The sequence below is a fragment of the Methylocaldum sp. 14B genome (assembly GCF_002005105.1).
Classification (GTDB): Bacteria; Pseudomonadota; Gammaproteobacteria; order Methylococcales; family Methylococcaceae; genus Methylocaldum.
Genome location: NZ_MSCV01000032.1, coordinates 55,744 through 75,736, shown reverse-complemented (window position 1 = coordinate 75,736; position 19,993 = coordinate 55,744). Strand labels below are relative to the sequence as shown.

Below are 19,993 nucleotides of genomic sequence, written 5' to 3'. Positions count from 1 at the left end.
AATCCACTTCTCTGATTGTAAGCCATTGAATCAATAAATGTTTCACTGCCTGCCCCGCGTGAAACCGTGCCACGAAGTGACAGCGTGTGACACCCTTTGCCTATCTGTTTTCACGTTGAGTTTCACGCTCGTACAGGGTAAATACCCCTGGGCTTCCTCGCCTCGTCCCCGGACACGTACCTCCTCATGACTAGGCCACTAGGCCCCGTTCGAGCTCAAGCCACATCACCTTCGCTCGCCCTTGACCACGGCGATGACGATCACGCTATTCGTGGGCTCCCGGGAGCGATCCACCACCAGCAAGTCGCCGTAACGGGTGTCCTCTTTGGGGAAGAACTGGCTGCCGGGCAGGGGCATGGTGTTCCGTTAAAAAGCCCGTGGAGGCGAATGATCCACGGGCTTCTCGTCTTCAGTTCTCCTGCATTCTTATTCCGCACGCCTTGCATTCGTGATCTTCGACCGCAAACGCCAAGCAATACGGACATCGAGATGCTTTCCGCCACCCCCAATGAAACTGGTTGATGTTCCAAAGATTCAGTGGAGGGACATACATGGGAGGCTTGCAGAGATAGCGCGCCAATATCGTGTCACCCATTGGCATCCTCCTCCATGGTCTCTAATACCGCCAGTCGCGAGATGACGGAGGCGATGATCGCCTCCATGTCCTGTTTCCAGGGACCGATGATGGTGTAACTGTCACCTCGTCGTTTGCGGAATGCCAGGATGCCCAGCCATTGCCGCAGCCAAGGGTCGCGCTGGAAGCGTTCGCGCAGGAGCTGCACGAATGCTTCGCCATCGCCGTCCCAGCCCGCCGGCGGCGAGAATGGATTGTCCGGATACCGTCCGGGAGTCGTGTCGACCGTGAGAATATCAATGATGCCCATGACGACACTCCCGCTCAGGCTGCCAGAGCCAATGGATCGCGAAGAATCGGAAACCCATCGACACCCCACCGGTTCAGTATATCCAGCCAATCCATGCCAGATTCGGGCGGCAGCAAGAGCAACACCCTGATGCCGGACGATTCCAGTCGGAGCTTCAGGGACTCCGCAGCACGCTGCCCGGCGCCATTCCTATCCCGGTCGCTCCAGATAACGATATGCTCGGTGCCGCAGGGCGGCTGAAACCTTTCCAGAAAGGTGCAGCTCAATGCCGCCCAAACCGTCATGCCGGTAGCCTGCCGAACCGCCAGCGCGGTTTCAATGCCTTCGGCAATCCCCACGCACGAACCCGTCCAACCCAGCCTCACCGCGCCGCCGACCAGTGGTCGATCGGATGCGTGCGGCAGGAGCTTTTTCGGCGACGGCACCGGCGCTTTCTGCCCGTCCAGGGTCAGAAACGTGCGATGGATCGCCGCCGGCCGGCCGTCCGCGCCGGACATCAGAGCCAGCATCGCCGTCCATCGCCCGAGGCATTTTCCCTCTTCCCTATAGGATAGGGATGGATGGAAGCGAAGCGGCAGCGGGCCCCCGAAGGCTTCCGGTGTCAGGCCTCGATTGCGGAGATAGGCTCTCAGCAAGGAGGATTCCGGTGCATTCCAGGGCGATGCAGCCTTCCAGGTGTCCCGGAGCAGCTTTCTGATCCGATCATCGGACAGGGGCGGTCGATGTGCACCGGCGCCCAGAGCACGAGGCCTGGCCGGTAAGTTCGCCGTCATCGACACGCCGTCCAGCGTCCGAGCTACGGCCGCCAGCGCCGTCGGAAAATCCCAGCCCCGCAGCCACATCAGCAATGCAAATCCGTCCGGCCTCGCGCCGCACGAATTGCAGATCCCACCGCCCGAAACCTCTACGTCTCGGAACAAGCGAAATCCGTCCTGTCCGCCGTGGACAGGGCAAGCGCCATGACGGCCGGGCTTGGCCAAGTGAATTTCCAGTTCCGGGCACAAGGCTCCGAGAATGGAAATCCAGCGACCTCTGGCGGCCCAGCGAATGGGTGTCGAATCGAGTGTGTTCATTTTTTTCATGTCTCACCTCCAGTAAAAAGCCCCGCCATCGAGGCTCCCGGAACGTCCATCGGGCGCTTCGGGAAACCCCGGTGGACGGAGCGGATTGGGGTCAATCCACCCGGAGGAGACAAAGACCCCCAGCGGGGAATGCCATCCCCCGGTGGGAGTCGTTTCAGTAATGCAGATCCATCGGGACCAGATACAAGTCCTCCGTTTCGCCAAGCGGCTCGTTGGCGACTTGTTCCGGAACGGGTATCGATGCGGAGCCTTGGATCGCATCGTAGAAGCCGCTGTCCGGGGTGTAGTCCCCTCGCATCAGCTGCAAATAGCGGATGGCGGACCAGAGGGCGTGCTCGCCCAACGATTCGACGTTGCCGAAGAGCGCACGACCGATCGTCTCAGACGTACAGTCGTCTTCGAGTCCCAGCTGTCGCGCCAGATATTCGAGCGCGCCCTGCCTTTCAGCCTTCATCCGCTCGACGATAGCCCGCAACTCGGACATAAACCCGTCCGGGGATTTCCTGAACGATATCGGGGCGGGATATTCCTGCGTCCATCGTCCAGGCCCCTCAGCGTGCCAGTCGAAAACCTCGTCTTGAAAGGATTCGATGGCATCGCTAGCTAGGGTGAAGACCTCGTCCGGCTCCAAGTCCCGGTCCGATTGGAGCAAAATGATGTGCAACGCATGCATGAAAGCCCTCCTGCGAGAATACCGGAGAACTTCGTTCCCCCAGGGGGAAACAAGTCCCCGGGCGGGTGGTGGTGAAGACCTTAGTGGTTAGTAGCGGTCACGTTCTGGAGCAACTCGGCCAAACTGCGATAGCGGACTACCCAGTCAGGCCAATCGCGGCATTCTTTGTCGATCTCGTTCCCGACACCCGTTCCATAGGCCAGCTTGATGTCCTCGACAATCGCTTGAGCAGCGACTGGAATTTTCAGCAGGGATTCGAGATGAATGCCTTCTTCCTCCAGATAGTGGGCCGCTTTGCCGAAATTCCAGTTTCGTTTGGCAATGGCTTTTGTCTCTGGCGTTGAGCCATAGAAATCAACGCCCAGGTCGCCCTCGTACACATACTCGACAGCAAAACCATCGGGCGCGTACTGTGCGAGGTCGTCGATAGCCTCGTCCAGATCCTTGACGAACGAATGTCCGCAGTTCTGCTCCGGGCACTGGACGTTCAGCCAGGCCGTGCCATCGCTGGCGGATTCATCATTGATCTGAGCGTCGTTGATCCACTTGAGAATCTTCTTCAGACCCTTGACAGAAGCCGCTATCGCCGACGTAATGGCTGGTAGATGAATCTCTGTCGAACATCCATACCTCGCGCTCATACGATTCCCCTTACAACCTCGGGATGTCGTGCTTCATCGAGCACTGCGTCGTGTTCGCTCAGAGGCCAGTCACCAGCAATGCCGGCCAGTTCCATCAAAGGCTGGAAGCTGGAATGGATCGGAGTGATGACGGCCGGATCGGTCGCGTTCAGATCATCGAAGTCGGCGATCACCACGTCGACGCCACGATCGGCATAGGCGAAGGCGACGCCGCCCGTGACAATGATCAAAACTTTAGGGTTCATTCAGGTCTCCTATCGGATTTTCCGGGAGGAGGCCTCCCCACCGGGGATGTGCTCCTCGCGGTCGAGATGAAATGTGCCTGCCCAAGGATGCTCTTCCTGGACAGATTCGGTGAATGGCTACGCAGCCTGTCTGCCCCTTTTGAATCGGAAATTCAAAAGAACGCGCAGAGCATCAGGATCGAGTCCTTCGGTGAGACAGCACACCCTGAATGGAAGGGTGTCGTCTCGTCACTGGCGATCCAGTCGAGAAGGATCGAGCGGGTGTTCGCACCCACGCGAGGATTTCTCAGCGACTTGATGGCGTCGACGAGAAGCCCGAAGCGAAGGGTCTGAACGTCCGTATCGGACCAGGCTAAACCCGGCTTGAGCTCGAAATCCCTAGTAAGGCCGAGCTGAGCCGGACAATCGGATGGCGCCGCCCAAGAGAGCGGTCGGCCGAACTTGAGGATCATAATTCCCTCCTAAGCGAAGTCGGAGGGATTGCCCCTGTACGGGGAATCTCCCCGGTAGGGTTTGTGGGTGGGTACGGCCTGTATTCGAGGTCGCAACCAGGCTGAGTGGCTGTTTATTTTCGAAGGCCAGCTACCTCATCAGGGCTCCGTCGGAACGGAACACACTTTCGGCGTTTATACCGCATTTTCCATGTGGCGGTGTCAGAAAAGATCACATTACAACAAACCTTTTCAAGCCTCGCACCGGTAAGCCTGCTCAGCGCTGGTCTCCCGCATGGCGTCCGTTCATGGTAACGCTGAGTGGGTCCAGCATCCACCAGGCCAAAGTTTTCCGAGCGCCTTGTGCGAATGGCTAGTGGGAAAGTGCTACCTGGACGGCAACCCTTTCAGCCGGCTCAGCACACAAAGTTTCCCGAGATAAAGTCACCGACCGGGAGAGGTGTCGGAAGCGACTCAGCAAATGCCTATAATTAAACGTTCGGTAAGTAGACGTTGCGGTTGTGTCAGGATTTCCAGCCGCTCTGCATTCTACGACCGCCAATTTTCGCGCGTCTGTCATGGGGGAGATAAAGCAAACTCAATGTCCCACACCAATGGTTTTGTTTCATTTTTGCGGCATTATGGCCCCATCCCGGCCAGCGACAACATGTATGACGAGTTGATCCAGATAGAGATCAACCGTCACCAGATTGTCCCGCCGATCCAAATCGAACCGGCCCGGCTCGGAGACCTCATTGAGAATTTCGAGAGCGCAGATCCCACCAATGTGATCCTTACCGGTACGGCCGGTGACGGAAAAACCTACCATTGCCGCCGCGTGTGGGAGTATTTCGGCGGCGACCATGACCAATGGCAATCTGGAAAGAAGATCGCGACGCTGATTCTCCCGCATTCCAGAAAGCACTTGATCATCGTCAAAGACCTAAGCGAACTCAAAGCCGAGGAGAAGGCAGACCTGATTCCCGAGCTAGCCTCAGCTGTTGCCGGCACACATGAAGACACGGTCTATCTCGTCGCCGCAAATGACGGTCAACTTGTTGCCAGTTGGCGTGACTGGGCCGAACCGAATGGAGGCAAGGCGTTTGCCGATTTCAAGGCCCTTGAAGGGATGCTGGTGGAAGACCGCAGTCATGATCCGCGTTTGCAGCTGCGTTTGTACAATCTCAGTCGCATGGACGCCTCCACGCACTTTGATGCGCTTGTCGAGCAGGTGGTGGAACATCCGCAATGGCGAGGATGCGCAGGGTGCGAACTCCTCAATATCGACGGTTCCACGACCTGTCCGATCCGACTCAATCGCGAACTTCTGCGCGGAAGCGCCAACTCGCCGTTTCGCCAGCGGCTCGGTGCCCTTCTCCGTCTGGCAGGGGCGAACCGGATGCATCTGCCGATCCGCGATCTGTTGCTGCTGGCGGTCAATATCATCCTCGGCGATCAGAAGGCGGGACAGCCGTTGCTAACGTGCCGCACAGCCAAGAACCGCGCAAAGCAATCCGACTACGCCTCAACCAATCCCTATGCAAACGTCTTCGGCGCCAACCTGCCCGAGAAGGACCGTCAGAAGTATCAGGCGTTCACGACGCTGGACAGTTTCGGCGTCGGCCGAGAAACTGACAATGCTTTCGACAGCCTCCTGATCTACGGTCGCTATAGCGAGAAAGAGCGCTATGAGAAACTGGTCGATAACGACCCGTTTTATGGAAGTCCAGCCTATCGGATGTACCTGCGGGATTATCTGGAAGGGGCACGTGAATCGACCCACGAGTTCATGGCGGCCTTGGAACGGCAGCGCCGCCGCTTGTTCTTTTCCCTCACCGCTGACCCCAAGCTCGATCCCTGGCGGTTGAGCGTGTACCGCTCCGCCGGGCAACTCCTGGAGCTGGCGGAGAAGATCAAGAGCGGTAAAGACATCACGCGGCTGACCGAGCAGTTGGTGCGCGGGCTGAACCGCACGTTCTGCGGCATGATGATTGACGATGGAACACAAGTCTACCTGGCGTCGTCAGGCGGAGACGGTCGCGGCCGGATAGCCTCTGTCCTGAACCATGAGTTGCGCACCGCCGTCCACCGGCGCGACATCTATATCAGTTTCGGATTAGCTGAAGACGGCCTTACGCCCCGGCTGTTTGTGATTGACCCGACGCAGGCGAAGGACCGGCAGGTCATTGATCAGGTCGATCTCCAACTGACGCATTTTGAATATTTGATGCGGGTTGCCGGTGGTAGTCTTCCGGCAAGCTTCTCGCGCCAATGTTATGAAGACTTCCTGGACTTCAAGCTGCGGCTGATTGACCGCCTGGACGCCTTGATCGGCTGTGAAGTTGATGAACGGGAAGTCGCACTCCGTGCCATTACGGTTGATGCAAACGGCCGCCCCCTGGTCGATGACATTCGTATCCGGGTAGCTGCGCGATGACTCCCATTACAGCTCCTCCGAATCACAAAGAAGCCGTCAATTTATGGGCGGATGAGGCAATTTGGGGACACCGGTTTCACAACGATCAGACGCCGTGGCTGGTGTTATTGGAGTTCCTGGCGGTGTTTCGTTCGCGCCACCTCGACGGAAATGCGCTGAACGAACCTCGGAAGAACGGGGAACACGAATGCATCCGCTATCACATCCCGCGTATGACGCCGTTAAGGCAGCTGGTCTTCAACAATCCGCATATCCAGCATATTGAATCCGTGGGAAAAAGCGACGGAGACTGTTGGAATGCCTGGCTGAACGAGATCGGCGGTGAGTACAATTTTTCGTATCTCAAAGACCGTCTCCGCAGCTTCTCCCGCCTCGCGCGCATCATAGAGTTCTTCCAGAACACCGCCGTGGAAGCCCACCGGCAACGTCGTTGGACCTCGCGTTTTCTTTTTCCGTATGGCCCTAATTGTATCTATGCCGATCTACCGGGCAAGATCTCGGGCAGCCCGGACCGGCGCTTCTTTGCGCGAGGCGGCGAGCTTCTGTACCTCATGCTTTCGCGCAGTCACGACGGTCCTGCTTTGGCACAGAAAATCGCAGGCCGGCTGCTCCGTGAAGGCGACCGCTGGGATCGCGTAGTACGAGCATTGTTACCAGATGACTATCGCATTGATCCGGATTCGGTCCTGATTACTTCCATAGGATACCTGCCATTTGCCAAACGATCGGAGTACCAGGCCCTTGCGGACGACTGGCACACGCTCCTAGATCTCAACCTGCCAGGGGCGACGCTGCTTGATCCGTTAATGCGGATATCGGCGCTCCATATGCTGCTTTATATGGTGCGACGCTCCCACGAAGAGGTTCGGGACAGTGCGGAGCCCACCTTCGTCCTGGAAATCGCCGCGCCGCGCAAAACCCCCATTCTCGAACTCTCTGCGGACAATCTTGGCGGCAACCGCAAACTGTCACAGCGCGCGATCCATGCCTATATTGACCGCGCCAAAGAAGATGAACGCTGGCGTATAGCGCTGGAAGCCCGCGCACCGGCTGACGCCGTGCAGGACTTTCTTCGCACGAAGTTTTCCTGGAAACCTGAAGATGGGGTTCCGGGCGGAGATCCGGAGACGATCTTCCTGGCCCTGCGCAGTTACGCTGAAAAGCGTCACAGCGAGCACGTCGCCAAGGTTCATACAGAATGGAGTCGGCATATCGGTTTGTCGGTTTCACGGCGCGGAACCGGCACTTGGTACGCGCCCGACGATGCGCTTCTGAAAGCGCTGGTCATGACCACCGTGGATGGACGTGAAGAGTACCACCGCTTCCTAAACAGGATTTATGAGCGTTATCGTTTGGTGATCGGCGTGAAAGAGGCTGAGGACGCTTATGGTAATTTGCCGACCGACGAAAAGGCGTTCACGCAGAACACCCAGCGCCTGGAGCAGCGCCTAAGAACATTGGGCTTGCTGCGACGGTTGTCAGACGACTGCGCATATGTCGTAAATCCATTCAGGAAAAGGTCATGACGCGGAATGAACTTATCGCTCAGGTCGCAGTTGACCTGATCCGGCAACAGCTTGAAAGCGAGGCAGAAGGAACGCTGCGCTTTTGCATGGTTGGGCTGGATTCCGATCTCATCCTCGAGATCGCCAAAACGGCGCTGGTCGACCGGGAAGTGAGCCGCGTCATAAATGTCCGCATCCCCTCGACGTTTGCGAAATACGGAATGCTTCCACACGAAGCGATCAGCGATGAGTCCATCACCCATTGGCGTCATTGTCGACTCGAACAGGGAAAACGCGGCGTTCTCTTCGCTGCCTCCCACGAGGACTTGCAGCGCAATGACAAGAGCGTAGAAAAGATTACCCGCATTGAAACCGACGGGCTACGTGACCTGCACACGTTCTGGGCCACGCGTGCGGGTCTCACATTGCAGCATATTGATGAAAAACGACGCGAGCACCTCTTTGCGTGCTTCGAAGCCGCCAATGACTCCCATTCCGCGCGCACGATCGAGAGTTTTGCCGATTTTGTTCTTTTGATTGCGGATGCCATTGTCTCCTTGGGCCTGCCGGTTCCAAAGGCGGCGGACTATGCATTACCGGCGCTCAGGTTACCGAGGAACGCCGGTTATTTTGATCGCATCCCCGAACATGCCCGCGGCAACCGGTCGGAGTGGATCAAGATCTTCCGCCGGCTTCATACGCGCACGCGTCCCTTGCTCGTAAGAGAGAACGATCGCGGAGAGTCAATCACCGATCAGTTGCGGAAGAATTTTGCGGAGATACGAGATCGGCTGCCCGATGAACAGATACCCGTCATCGAGGCGTTTTTGGAGGCGGACCTCACCCCGGATACCTGGTCGCCCGCGCAGTCCGGCTTGGCCGAACTTGACTGGAGGTCTATCACAGAACTGTTTGATGGGGCGGAACGCGCAAAAGCGCTGCCTCTCGGTCCTAGGACCATTCAGTTTTTCGAGGAAGAGTTTGACGACCAACTCAATGATGACGATCGGGACCTGCTGACGGGGGCACTGCCCAAGACTCCCTCAGAGCCTTGGGAGGAGTTCTTTGAAATTCGCCGAGAGCAGTTAGCACGTGATAAGAAGCTTTACAGCCAGTGGGAACGCTATATCTACCGCAACCCGCAGCCCTATGATGATTTCCTGGTCGGGTTGATTGACACGCTGCACCGTCTGCGCGAACGCACCGATGATGCCGACCTGAAAGGCCGGCGACTCGTGGTCCGCATCCTCAATGGCCGGGAAAAAAGCTTCTGGCGCGGGAAAAACGTCCATGTCGCGCGCTACTTCGCTTTCCGTTATCGCAGTCTTGCCAGACTGTTTCATCAGGATGTTCAGTTCGACTTCGGACGACTCTATGACTTCTACTTTCCTGAGCCTGATAGCGAGTTGAAGAAGTCCACTTCAGGAGCTAGGGAGGCGAGGCAGCTCAAGTTCGAAGTCGAGTTCGACCCAGATGGCGCCAAGTCGAAACTCATGTTCCTTTGGGAAATGCCGCCTGACGCCCTTGCCAGCGCAATGGTCAACGACCTGTTGCGTATCGCGAATGCCAATGGGAACCGGGCGCTTCTGCCCACAGCAGATATCGCGCGCCAGTCCGTGAGCGCCAAGGGCCAGATTCAGCGTATTGCGCTCGATGATGTCAACACCATGCGGGATGTCGAGAACGGCAATGATGGCGCTTTGGTTGCGCCCAACCGGCCGTCCGGCGACCGTGGAGAGGCTTTTCTTGCGGAGCTCGACAAACTCAAGAACGCAGCCTTGGACGAAGAACAATGCCAACACATCGCCGATGCGTTTGCCGCTTTTGCTACGGACTATACCAAAGCCATCCGGGACTGGGTTGGCGACGAAGGTACAGGAATTTCTTCGCCAGCCTTCACGTCGCAAGCGGAGTCTTATGGGAGGCTGCTTGACGTCTTGAAGAAAGACGCCGACAACGACTTGGCGCGTCAGAAGCTGTGGCGCGAGCTGTTGCGTATTGGGGTGGCCAATGTGGGCGGCGGAGCATCGGCGGCGATCATTACCCCCTGGCATCCGCTAAGGCTGGCCGAGATCCAAATCAAGGCCCAGCAGGCGGCGCGGCTGATTGAGACAGTGCTGAAAGCCGATGAAGACGACATCTTCCGGGCCGACCTTTTGTTTAGCCAGAAGCGGCAGGAATTCAAGGCCAATTACTATCCCGAGATCTGCATCGGGTTTGAGGACGATCAGCCGATATTGCTTTCCGCCGCCGAAACACTCTTCGACTATACGCTCGCAGAACCGCCACAACGACGGCTCATGCAAAATGGTGATGACGCCCTTGATATCGAGCCTGGGGTGGCTGCGCGCGCTTTTAGCGCTGTGGGCGAGCAGTACTTGAAGCTCCTGCCCCATGAGAGGACGAATTTTTCCGTTGTGTTGTTCAACGCGGAATCAAAGGCGTTACCGAGCGCCATTGCTTCCGAGCTTTCCAGCAAGGTCGAGCAAGAAAGCGAGCTTCAGTGCGACCTGCTGCTAACCCATTCCCACCCCATGCGGATGCGGCGGATCTATGAACAGCAGAATGTAGCCGTCAGCGAGGAGGCGGGCTCGGTCATGGCCAGCGATGCCGCCCGCAACTTTCTCTCGCGCCTGCGGGTCGGGTTCCTCGATGCGTCCGCTATCCCGGATGATGAGACGGCACGCACTTCTGACTTGGTGCTTCTGCAAGACGTGATCGCCCGGAATGCCGATGTCAGGTGGAAGGATGCGCCCGGTGACCGACATCCTGGTCTGGGCGAGCACGTCCCGCCGCGATGGTCCCGCCGCCGGCCGGTCGGTCCGGCAGACAGGACATCGGCGGTCTATTTGGCATCCCCTGTTCAGCCGACAGCAGGTCAAGCCTATCTCAATGCCGTCCATACCTTCCTTGAAGGCGGCAATGCCCGTCCGGGAAATGTCATCCCCGCCCGGGAGATCAGCTTCCAGGATGGCGACGTGGCCGATATTTTCCGGCAGACACACCGGATCGGCGAATGGGTCGTCAATTTTGACGAGCTTGTGGACCGCAGGCTGTTAAACAACAACGGCGTGCATGTTATCCGCCATATCCACGACCGGAACGTGGACCGGCACATCGTTGTCTCGACGACCTCGAAGCCGCGACTGCTTCACGCGCTGCTGCGTGAACGGCTTGACCGGATTGATCCGACTCTTTTGGCGACACACGGAGAGGAAGTCATCGACAGGCTGATCGAGCGTGCGAATGCCCTCTCCGGGCAGGTAGTCATGCGCGCAGCGCGCTACGGACATTTCGCGAATGAGTTGTTGGGCATTGTGCTCTCCATGCAGCGCCTTCAGGCGGGCCTGGAAGGCGATCCATCGCAGCCGATCGGCTGGTACTTTCTCGACGACTTCGCGAGTTGGTTCGGTCAGCATGAAGAGCAGATTGCCGACATCATGGCGATCGCGCCGCGCTTCGAAGACAAAAAGCCTGTCCTCAGGATTGCGATCGCGGAAGCGAAGTTCGTCGCCTCGGAAGGTTACCGGGTGCATGCCAAGAAGTCGGCGCGCCAACTCCTAGATACGGTTTCGCGGATCAGCCGCGCCCTGGATCCGAATCACAGGCGGATTGACCGGGAAACCTGGCTGCATCGGCTTGGAGATTTCATGATCGAGGGTATGGAGCCTTTCGACAGTGCGCGATCCGGCGGTTGGAACCTCCATAAATGGTCCGATAATGTGCGGCAGGACAAGGTCCCCATCGAGATTGTCGGGCTTTCCCATGTGTTCGTGCACAGCGACGAATCGTCTGTCGATGCTGGCGGCCCGACCCCTCTTGCGGGCATGGATCATTGCATGCAGGAAATCTTCGACAAGCCCCGTGTCGCTGCGGAGTTGAGGCGTTTCGCTGCCGCTGCGACTATCCAGCCTGAACTGTCCAGGCGAGCAGCGGAAAGCTGGAGCCGAGCCTTGAACTCCCGTCCACAGGAAGAACGAACGGACGACTCGGCTGCTATCCCGCCGGATGATGCTCACCGGACAAAGATTTCGGAAGATCCTTGCGCACCGGAAATTGAAGAGATTGTAGCCCCAGTCGAACAGCCGAAGGTGGAGCACAGCGGAAAATCAACTGAGCCGTCGGTCAATCAGGACACAACGGAAAACAGGCAATGGCCTTCGACCGCTCTTGTGAAGTGGGTCGATGCCGGGAAGGCTGTTGGGGAAGAAGATGCAACTGCCCTGGAATGGCTGAATACAACGGTTAAAAAGCTTCAGCGTGCACTTCGAAGCTATGACATGACGGCTGAGCTGATGGGTTCACGGCTGACACCGAATGCGGCCCTCGTGCGTTTCCGCGGAACGGACGATCTGACCACACCGAAGATTGAACGTCGCCGGCAAGAACTGCTGACCTCTCATGCAATTGACGTGATCAACATCCTCGGTGCGCCCGGAGAGATCATTGTCATGGTTCGGCGGCCAGAGCGCGCCATACTGCAACTGAGGGACCTGTGGCGGCAGCGCGAACTGCCCGAAACCGCACCAGAGAGCAATTCCAGTCTACTCCTAGGTGCCCGAGAGTCGGACGGCGAACTGCTCTATCTCAATGTGGATGATGGATTTGCCGGCTATCAACCTCATGGGCCGCACACCTTGATTGCCGGTGAGACAGGAAGCGGCAAAGGGGTTTTGGTCCAGTGCCTGCTGCTCGATATCTGCGCGACCAATTCACCGCACAACGCACGCATTCGCATGATTGATCCCAAAGCCGGGATCGACTTCCCATGGCTGCGAAGAATGCTGCATCTCGATGGCGACCTTGTCACCCACCAGGACGAAGCCGTCGAAGTGTTCGGCAATCTCGTCGCCGAGATGGAGCGCCGTAACCGGCTCCTGGCAGAGGCCGGGGTAACCAAGCTTTCGCATTACAACAGGAAAGTCGCTCCGCATGAGCGCTTGCCGAGGATTTGGCTGTTTCACGATGAGCTTGCTGACTGGATGTTGATTGACGAGTACCGCGATGCGGTCGAAACCAACGTCACGCGGCTTGGCGTCAAAGCACGTGCTGCCGGTATTAACCTTATTCTCGTGACACAAAGACCGGATAAGGACGCGCTTCCCATGCAGTTGCGTGCCAATTTGTCGAACCGGCTGGTCTTGAAGGTCGCCGATAAGCGCAACTCCGAGCTTGTCTTGGACGAGGCTGGAGCCGAGCGCCTTCTGGGCCGCGGTCACTTGGCGGCAAAACTCTCAGGGGAAGGCAAAGTGATCCATGCCCAAGTCCCGTTTGCCAATGAGGACGAGATTGCCGAACTCGCTGGACTGATTGCGCAGGCATGGAACGAACATAAATATAAGCAAGAGAATGTGTAATTTACTGCGCACGAATGATTGAGTACTAATTTTGATTGCAGGCGAAATTTCAAGGATGTAGAAACTGGTACAACCTGTGTTCTTCATGCTGGTAGTAGGTTGCCTATATAACAACGGAGATTAACGGCTTGTTCAAGATTTGCGCCCGGGCGGTTCTGGAATTAGGTGCGGAGCTAATTAGCTCGGATGTCATTGCATTCTATGAGCTTATCAAAAATGCATTCGACGCCGAATCTCCGAGCGGAGCTGAAATCCGGTTTGAAATAACGCTCAGACGCAATCACTATCTGAAATTACGCGATCGTGTACTACAAGCCTCTGTAGATATTAACCAACTTAACTCAGATATTGAAAACGCACTTGATCCCTCCGCGCCGCCTGACTCTTTGAACCGTTTTCGCGAAGCCATACAAGGAGCAAGAAGCTCGGAATCGCTCCTGGAGGCACTCGATAATGCGTATGCTGCTGAGAATCGGATCATAGTATCTGACGAAGGTAGTGGTATGTCGCGGCAAGACCTGATAGCAAATTACCTTGTTATCGGGACAGCGTCCAGAAAGCGAGCGATAGATGCCGCGCTCGCCAAGCGTGACTCAGGCGAAACCCGAGCCCCTTACCTTGGAGAAAAGGGCATAGGTCGTCTTTCGGCTATGAGATTGGGAGATAGGCTCGCAGTTAAAACAGCGAAAACAGAAGACAAACACTTCAACCTACTTAACATTGACTGGACTGCTTTCAACGATCTTGACGCTATGCTTGATGAAATTAACGTTGTTCCGGAGATCGGTGAGGCAAAACCGGAAAGAGGTTGGAGCGGCACACGCTTGATTATCAGTTCACTAAGCTCTGACTGGACTCATGACCGCGTCAAGTATCTAGGCGAACATGATTTCGCGCGACTGACAGACCCATTCGAAGACGCCAAACGTAGACCTCGCATTGCTATTTTCTGGAATGGCAACCGTGTTCCCATTGCACATATGGATCGACACTTGCTGAGTCATGCACACGCATCCGTAAAGGGGAGGCTCAAATACAAGCAAACCGGGCCGGTCTTGAAATGCACCTTTGAAGCGCTAAACCTTGGTTTCGAGCATCCCCGTGAGGTCGAGAAACGTGAACTCTCCTTCCCTGATCTCGAAGGATCGATCACCGGTACTTCCGGAGAAATTCCAATTTCTGCTCTCAGTGATTTAGGCCCATTTGAATTCGAAGCGTATTGGTATAACCGGCAACGCCTTGGTCGAATCGACAGTATTGGTGACCAAAACGTAGTACGTAAACTCCAAAGGCGCTGGTCTGGAGTCCTTCTATTTCGAGATGGGTTTCGCGTATTGCCTTATGGCGAGGATGACGATGATTGGCTAGCCCTAGATCGGCGAGCATTGGGGAGTACAGGATACCTTTTGAATAAAGCGCAGTTTGTCGGTCGCGTCACGATATCACGTCTTGGAAATCCCCTGCTCATTGACCAGACAAACCGTGAGGGGTTGCGTGTCTGCCCCGAACAGCAAACTTTTGTTAGCCTCCTCCAACTTGCCATTCAATCCCAACTGAGGGACTTTCTGAGAGACGTTCAGCGTCGTTATAAGGATCAGCCTCTCGACATGACCGAGGCCAAAACGGACGTGACGAAGCTCGAAAAAAGAGCAAAGGAAGCGCTCCGGCAGATCAAGAAAATGGCCCCGCAGTCATCGGAAACAGTGGAGGAACTGCAACATACATTCTTAGAGATCAAGGAATTCTTTGATAATGCGCAGCGGCGCATTGAGGAAATAGAGAGCGAAAATCGTCAAATGGTCCAAATGGCAGGAGTAGGGCTGCTCGTCGAAGTTGTCGCCCACGAACTCGCTCGGTCAACAGAAAATGCTCTAGCCGCTCTTGAGGCTTTACGCGGCAAAGACGTACCAGAGCAAATTGCCGGGCTGCTGGAGTCCCTGCGGTCTGAAATGAAATCAGTAGGCAAGCGCATTCGGGTTCTGGACCCGTTGAGCGTATCGGGACGGCAGCGCAAAGAAATTTTTAATTTAGGTACTTTGATTGACGACATCTTGAGCGGACATGAGATTCAATTCGCAAGGCATCATGTGAGATTGAAAGTTACGAAGCCGGACCGAGTAGTCCGTGTACGCGCCGTCAAAGGCATGATTGTCCAGATTCTGGAAAACTTAATCTCCAACTCGCTTTATTGGCTGGACCTCCGCAGCCAACACGAACCAGATTTTAAGCCACGAATCGACATCACTATCGACACGAGCCCGTTGACGATCACTTATGAAGACAATGGCCGAGGAATAGCCAAAGAAAACAGAGAGAAAGTCTTCCGCGCCTTTTTCTCTTTGAAGGAGAAATCGAAAAGACGAGGCTTAGGACTCTTTATTGCGCGTGATTGCGCCGAATATCACGGCGGCACGCTTATCCTTGATGAACATGTCAGTGGGGAAACTGACAGGCTTCACCGGTTTGTCTTGGAGTTACCGGATGAGGTCCTTGTATCATGACGGTGTTAAGAAACCTTCTTGAGGAACGTGGAATCCGAAAGGCGGTCGTGATTGACGACGTTTTCGATGCTGTGCCTCGTCCCGATGAATTGAATGATGCGGACTGGACGATTTTCTTTGATGATCTTGGGGAAACCGGTCATAAACGACTAGCGGAGATATATCCACAATACGAAGCAACGCATAGTGATGATTTGCGGGTTTCCCAGGAGTTCATCAGTATTCTTTGGGAAAATCGGAAGAGCCTACCGCCCGGCGCATGCGATCCACTTTTCAGTGAGTACGAAACTACTAGCACCAGGGAACGGGCGGGGCTCGACGCTCTTGTGACCGCCTTGGAGGGCATAGGCTTGACTTGCGCGACCATGGGACGCGAACTCGACGAGGGGGCGAACGAAGCTGATTTGATCTTCGTCGATTTGTTCCTTGGACGCCAGCAGTCCGAGAATGATATGGAACGCGCAATCCGGCGAGTCACAGAACTCGTCTCAGGCCGCGAACAGAAGCCACCTCTAGTCGTCCTCATGTCAAGAAGTCCTCGTTTGTGGGAGAAGCGAAACGATTTTCGTGACAATGCCGGTCTTCTTGGTTCCACCTTTCGAGTCGTAAGCAAAGCAGACCTTGCTAAGGATGGTATGTTGGAGACGATGTTGACGCGGTTGGCCAGCCACTACGAAGATGCAATGCGCATCGCCCGGTTTGTCCATACATGGGACAGTGGTTTGGATCAGGCACGGAAGAACTTTTTACAGATTCTACGGCGCCTCGATTTGCCAGACCTCGCACAAATTAGAGCTCTGCTGCTCGATTTTGAGGGACAACAGCTCGGTGAGTATCTCCTAGATGTTGCCGATCGTGTTTTACAGCATGAGATAGAAGCTAATTCCGGTACGATTGCAGCAGCCCAGGAACTGAACAAAATCAAGCTTAGCCAGTATCCGGCACCGCATTTGGCAGGTTCCCCTGACCTCCAAGAGCTTGCCCACCGCATGGTTTTTCAGCATGTAGAGCGACTCAAACTTTCTAGTACCGGAGATATTCCTCAACTTCAATTCGGAGACATCCTGCGATGTAAAGATCAAGATTCCGGTGCTGCGACAGACCATGTACTTCTCATTGTAACGCCAGCCTGCGATTTGGCTCGGTGCGGAACAGAAAATATACTGGTTTTACCTGGCTCTCTTAAGCCGCTGTCCGCTCGGGATTGGTCTTACGGTTCTACAGCGGCGAAAACTCCGATATTCACATCGTCCGACGGATCAAGGTATTGGATTCGGTGGAATTTGAAAGGCCGTCAGACAATCCCTTTGAAGACACTCTGTGAGCTACTGTATAAAGGTAAGGGTTATGAACGGCTAGGCCGCATCCGCGAGATGTATGCCATCGAGATTCAGCAAAAGATGTTGGCGGATATGGGACGTATTGGCCAACCCGCAAATCCCCCCGCAACCTTTCCGGTTGCGATTTCTCTTTATGTGGTGTCACCGGATGCAAGACCCAGCCCTATTGAAATTCCGGCATTGACGGATGCTGTCTGCTTTGTGGGGCGCGGCGAGGATCCCAATAGGGTTGATCATCTTGTACTCAGCGAAGCGGCCTGTGATGCGCTCCGGAGCACAATCCAAAAGTTGCAGGCTCAAGAGGTGCACACGGCTGCACACCAGAGCTTGGCTACCATGAAAGCGGATTTGGGTTTTTTCGAGCGGTTCGAACGGGGCTTGATTAATGTGCCTCTGAAAGACAACTTACTGACGCCTGAGACAGGAATAGACAATCTTGTATATATGCACCTTGTCCGAAATGAATGGAAAAACGAAGGTGATCCAGTGCGCGGAAACCATCGGAACGGAGCTATTATCATGAACATACGTGATATCCTGCCGTCCGTGGAGACATGAATGGAATCCAACGATATCTTATCAAAGGCAGTATCGGCCATCCATGTTGGAGGCAAGGAAACTCTGCGAAAGCCTCCGGTTTTCTCATGCTCGGAGCAGACGCATGAGCCATTTCGTTTAATGGAAACGCCAATAGAATTTGAGAATGAGGAAGAAGGGTTTCTGTGGGGTGCTGTCAGAACATCGGGTTGGCAGTTTGACGGTGATCGCAGTGATATACACGACGTTTTTTCGCTTGTTTGGGCTGCATTATTGCGTGCATTTGGTCTTAGCTCCCCGTGGCTAATAGATGAGCCTCACGTTGTCGTTCCCGGCGAACTTGGAGCCCGCCATCTCGTTCTACAACAATGTCCATGGAGCTTGTCACGGGATGCTGATTTCGCAGATGCACGCAAATCCATGAACGCTTGGACCGCCTTTGGTTTCCATCTGCTAGATGATGTGTTTGCTTGGGGGCGTTGCAAAAATCATAGACGACCCTCTTTACCGCCCTTATCTGACGAAAGCAGTCCAGCATGGGCTGACGCAGTGCTTAGGTTTTTGCGGCAGCCTCGAGATGTCATTCTTAGTTACAGAAAATACCCGTTATGGATTTATTTTGCATCATACGAAAGAGGTATAACAATTGTCAGAATGCCAAGAATTCGCCTGATGGCTTTAAAAAGTATTCTCACTCCCTTCCAAGCGTCTAAGGCAAGGGGAGAAGATGCACTTGCCTTATTTGCGAATGGTATACCTAACGCTGTCCCATATACTGTAATACGCAAGGCGCAAAGAATCCTCTCTATTACTGGTGATGGAAATAAGGATCCATTTATCTTGCCTATTGATAGCCACTGCCTCTTTGTAGGTGACAAAACTGTCATCGCAATTAGAGAAAATTGCGGTAAAGAGCTGTTTGAGAGCGAACGAGAATTCCTGCTAAAGCGGCGAGCCTCCGAAAATCTAGTATTCTTTGCCGACTCTGCTGTTAAATGGAAAGATCCTATTAGTGCCGAAGATTTTGAAGGCATCTGTCTTGACCTTTTACGGCGGGAGCCAGGGATAATTCGAGCAAAAGCCGTTGGAGGAATCAATGATCGGGATGGCGGAAGAGATATCTTGATAGATTGGTCCGCGCCACTTTCACACGAAAATAGTAGTGTGAACATTTCTCCGTCTCCGAATCATGAAGGAATTCACGCAGGTGGCGTTAGACCGCTTCGCGTCATAGCACAAGTGAAATCACGCTCAAAGACATTGGGTAAGCGGGACGTCCAAGATATTCGCGATACAATTGAACATTATGAAGCAGATGCATATCTTTTAATCGCTTATCCTAAGATAAGTTCGGCGTTAGTAGACTATCTAGAGAGTTTGAGAAGAAGAACTTGTTTTCGTACGGAGTGGTGGGAAGCCAGTGATATTGAAAGTCGATTGCGTCGTCACCCGGATGTAGCTGTACGCTATCCAAACCTCTTGGAATTACGGTCAGGTTTAGAATCAAGTATTTGATCTAGTAGTTGTCATTTGTGACATGCTAGGCACACTTTTGCCTTGCCATAGAGATCGTCGATATCGAGGGGTTCGGAGTCTGGCCGCAAGGGATTAGGAAGAGTTTTCGAGCGCATGCGGGCAAGCCTTTGCGCATGATCCTGCTTGATTTGCTCGATCCGTTCCGGCCGTTCGAGTTCTTCAAGCGATTCGCCCTGACTCCATGTGAAGGGTGATCCATGTTCAACGGCGTCTTTTTCGTAAGCCTTGGCCTCCTCGAATGCTTCCGGGTGCTCTTCCTTTAGCCGAACCCATTCGATCTTCTGCTGGAAAAAGCAGAATGTACATCCGCTGCGCGTCCGCCATGAGTAATATTTTGGTAGTCCAAGCCCGGCGGCATCTAGGATTTCAAGGACTCCGGCCTTGTCGATACCTGCTTCCTTAAACGGCAGCTTGACGACGAGTTTGTCGTGCTTTGACGAGTATCCTTCACGATACTCTTCATCACTCCGGATAGCCACATAGCTGTAGATGGTGAATCCATCGTTCAACATGGGACGAAGCCAGTGCTCGAATGGCCGCAGTTTGAGCTGACGCGTGCACCATCGGCTCTGTGGCGATGGAAGGAAATCGTTGTACTGCTTGAGCCAAAAATCGAAATCGCGGTCAGGGTTCAGCCGCCGTATAGGCTGCCCGAGAAAGCCTTCGAGCCGTCCGAGATACTCATAGACTTCGGGCAGCTCCTTGCCGGTATCCGTGAAAAAATACTCGATGCTCAGCTCGGGATGGTGCTGACGCATGTAAACGGCGAGCGCCGCGCTATCGCGGCCGCCGGAAAGGCCAAGCACATGTTTCACCTGTTCCAT

At 54.9% G+C, this 19,993-nt stretch carries 14 protein-coding genes and 1 pseudogene; 6 read left to right on the top strand and 9 right to left on the bottom strand.

Features of this window, described 5'->3' with window-relative positions; genetic code table 11:
* Positions 1-225 precede the first annotated feature (225 nt).
* From B2A78_RS26935 to B2A78_RS20090, 7 genes are all read right to left on the bottom strand, one after another.
* Positions 226-357, bottom strand: a complete 132-nt coding sequence (locus B2A78_RS26935; protein ID WP_276205410.1) for a hypothetical protein — start codon at positions 355-357, stop codon at positions 226-228.
* A 230-nt stretch (positions 358-587) separates the two neighbouring features.
* Positions 588-884, bottom strand: a complete 297-nt coding sequence (locus tag B2A78_RS20115; protein WP_077731836.1) for a hypothetical protein — start codon at positions 882-884, stop codon at positions 588-590.
* Positions 885-898: 14 nt separating this feature from the next.
* Positions 899-1,966 (bottom strand): toprim domain-containing protein, encoded by a 1,068-nt coding sequence (locus B2A78_RS20110; protein WP_205780845.1) that lies wholly within the window; start codon positions 1,964-1,966, stop codon positions 899-901.
* 154 nt (positions 1,967-2,120) lie between these two features.
* Complete coding sequence (locus B2A78_RS20105) at positions 2,121-2,639, bottom strand: hypothetical protein (protein WP_077731835.1); 519 nt, start codon at positions 2,637-2,639, stop codon at positions 2,121-2,123.
* An 80-nt stretch (positions 2,640-2,719) separates the two neighbouring features.
* Positions 2,720-3,280: a hypothetical protein gene (locus tag B2A78_RS20100; protein ID WP_077731834.1), complete on the bottom strand. Its 561-nt coding sequence runs from the start codon at positions 3,278-3,280 to the stop codon at positions 2,720-2,722.
* Complete coding sequence (locus B2A78_RS20095) at positions 3,277-3,525, bottom strand: hypothetical protein (RefSeq protein ID WP_077731833.1); 249 nt, start codon at positions 3,523-3,525, stop codon at positions 3,277-3,279. The genes B2A78_RS20100 and B2A78_RS20095 overlap by 4 nt, the downstream gene beginning before the upstream one ends.
* Positions 3,526-3,677: 152 nt before the next feature.
* On the bottom strand, positions 3,678-3,977 hold the full coding sequence (locus tag B2A78_RS20090; RefSeq protein ID WP_077731832.1) for a hypothetical protein: 300 nt from the start codon (positions 3,975-3,977) through the stop codon (positions 3,678-3,680).
* Positions 3,978-4,557: 580 nt separating this feature from the next.
* Between B2A78_RS20090 and B2A78_RS20085 the strand changes: the two genes are divergently transcribed.
* The 6 genes from B2A78_RS20085 to B2A78_RS20060 all read left to right on the top strand — a co-directional run bounded on the left by B2A78_RS20085 (position 4,558) and on the right by B2A78_RS20060 (position 19,148).
* The gene (locus B2A78_RS20085) at positions 4,558-6,393 is read left to right on the top strand and encodes a hypothetical protein (protein ID WP_077731831.1); all 1,836 of its coding nucleotides are present in this window, start codon (positions 4,558-4,560) and stop codon (positions 6,391-6,393) included.
* A complete protein-coding gene (locus tag B2A78_RS20080) occupies positions 6,390-7,919 on the top strand; it encodes a hypothetical protein (protein ID WP_077731830.1) in 1,530 nt (509 codons plus the stop codon). Before B2A78_RS20085 ends, B2A78_RS20080 begins: the two co-directional genes overlap by 4 nt.
* Positions 7,916-13,255, top strand: a complete 5,340-nt coding sequence (locus tag B2A78_RS20075) for an FtsK/SpoIIIE domain-containing protein (protein ID WP_077731829.1) — start codon at positions 7,916-7,918, stop codon at positions 13,253-13,255. The genes B2A78_RS20080 and B2A78_RS20075 overlap by 4 nt, the downstream gene beginning before the upstream one ends.
* A 128-nt stretch (positions 13,256-13,383) precedes the next feature.
* Positions 13,384-15,756, top strand: a complete 2,373-nt coding sequence (locus B2A78_RS20070) for a sensor histidine kinase (protein ID WP_077731828.1) — start codon at positions 13,384-13,386, stop codon at positions 15,754-15,756.
* 47 nt (positions 15,757-15,803) lie between these two features.
* Positions 15,804-17,654: a hypothetical protein gene (locus tag B2A78_RS20065; RefSeq protein WP_143735242.1), complete on the top strand. Its 1,851-nt coding sequence runs from the start codon at positions 15,804-15,806 to the stop codon at positions 17,652-17,654.
* Complete coding sequence (locus tag B2A78_RS20060) at positions 17,655-19,148, top strand: restriction endonuclease (protein ID WP_077731826.1); 1,494 nt, start codon at positions 17,655-17,657, stop codon at positions 19,146-19,148.
* An 11-nt stretch (positions 19,149-19,159) separates the two neighbouring features.
* Here the strand turns inward: B2A78_RS20060 and B2A78_RS26740 are convergent, their stop codons facing one another.
* A complete protein-coding gene (locus B2A78_RS26740; RefSeq protein ID WP_240502609.1) occupies positions 19,160-19,681 on the bottom strand; it encodes a hypothetical protein in 522 nt (173 codons plus the stop codon).
* A gap of 63 nt (positions 19,682-19,744) precedes the next feature.
* Positions 19,745-19,927 (bottom strand): annotated as a pseudogene (locus tag B2A78_RS26735) (hypothetical protein); the annotation flags it as partial.
* Between the last annotated feature and the right edge of the window lie 66 nt (positions 19,928-19,993).

Bases quoted from the DNA above. Each gene is read 5' to 3' on its own strand.
- B2A78_RS26935 (WP_276205410.1), bottom strand. From the start codon at position 357: ATGCCCCTGCCCGGCAGCCAGTTCTTCCCCAAAGAGGACACCCGTTAC.
- B2A78_RS20115 (WP_077731836.1), bottom strand. From the start codon at position 884: ATGGGCATCATTGATATTCTCACGGTCGACACGACTCCCGGACGGTAT.
- B2A78_RS20110 (WP_205780845.1), bottom strand. From the start codon at position 1,966: ATGAAAAAAATGAACACACTCGATTCGACACCCATTCGCTGGGCCGCC.
- B2A78_RS20105 (WP_077731835.1), bottom strand. From the start codon at position 2,639: ATGCATGCGTTGCACATCATTTTGCTCCAATCGGACCGGGACTTGGAG.
- B2A78_RS20100 (WP_077731834.1), bottom strand. From the start codon at position 3,280: ATGAGCGCGAGGTATGGATGTTCGACAGAGATTCATCTACCAGCCATT.
- B2A78_RS20095 (WP_077731833.1), bottom strand. From the start codon at position 3,525: ATGAACCCTAAAGTTTTGATCATTGTCACGGGCGGCGTCGCCTTCGCC.
- B2A78_RS20090 (WP_077731832.1), bottom strand. From the start codon at position 3,977: ATGATCCTCAAGTTCGGCCGACCGCTCTCTTGGGCGGCGCCATCCGAT.
- B2A78_RS20085 (WP_077731831.1), top strand. From the start codon at position 4,558: ATGTCCCACACCAATGGTTTTGTTTCATTTTTGCGGCATTATGGCCCC.
- B2A78_RS20080 (WP_077731830.1), top strand. From the start codon at position 6,390: ATGACTCCCATTACAGCTCCTCCGAATCACAAAGAAGCCGTCAATTTA.
- B2A78_RS20075 (WP_077731829.1), top strand. From the start codon at position 7,916: ATGACGCGGAATGAACTTATCGCTCAGGTCGCAGTTGACCTGATCCGG.
- B2A78_RS20060 (WP_077731826.1), top strand. From the start codon at position 17,655: ATGGAATCCAACGATATCTTATCAAAGGCAGTATCGGCCATCCATGTT.
- B2A78_RS26740 (WP_240502609.1), bottom strand. From the start codon at position 19,681: ATGTTGAACGATGGATTCACCATCTACAGCTATGTGGCTATCCGGAGT.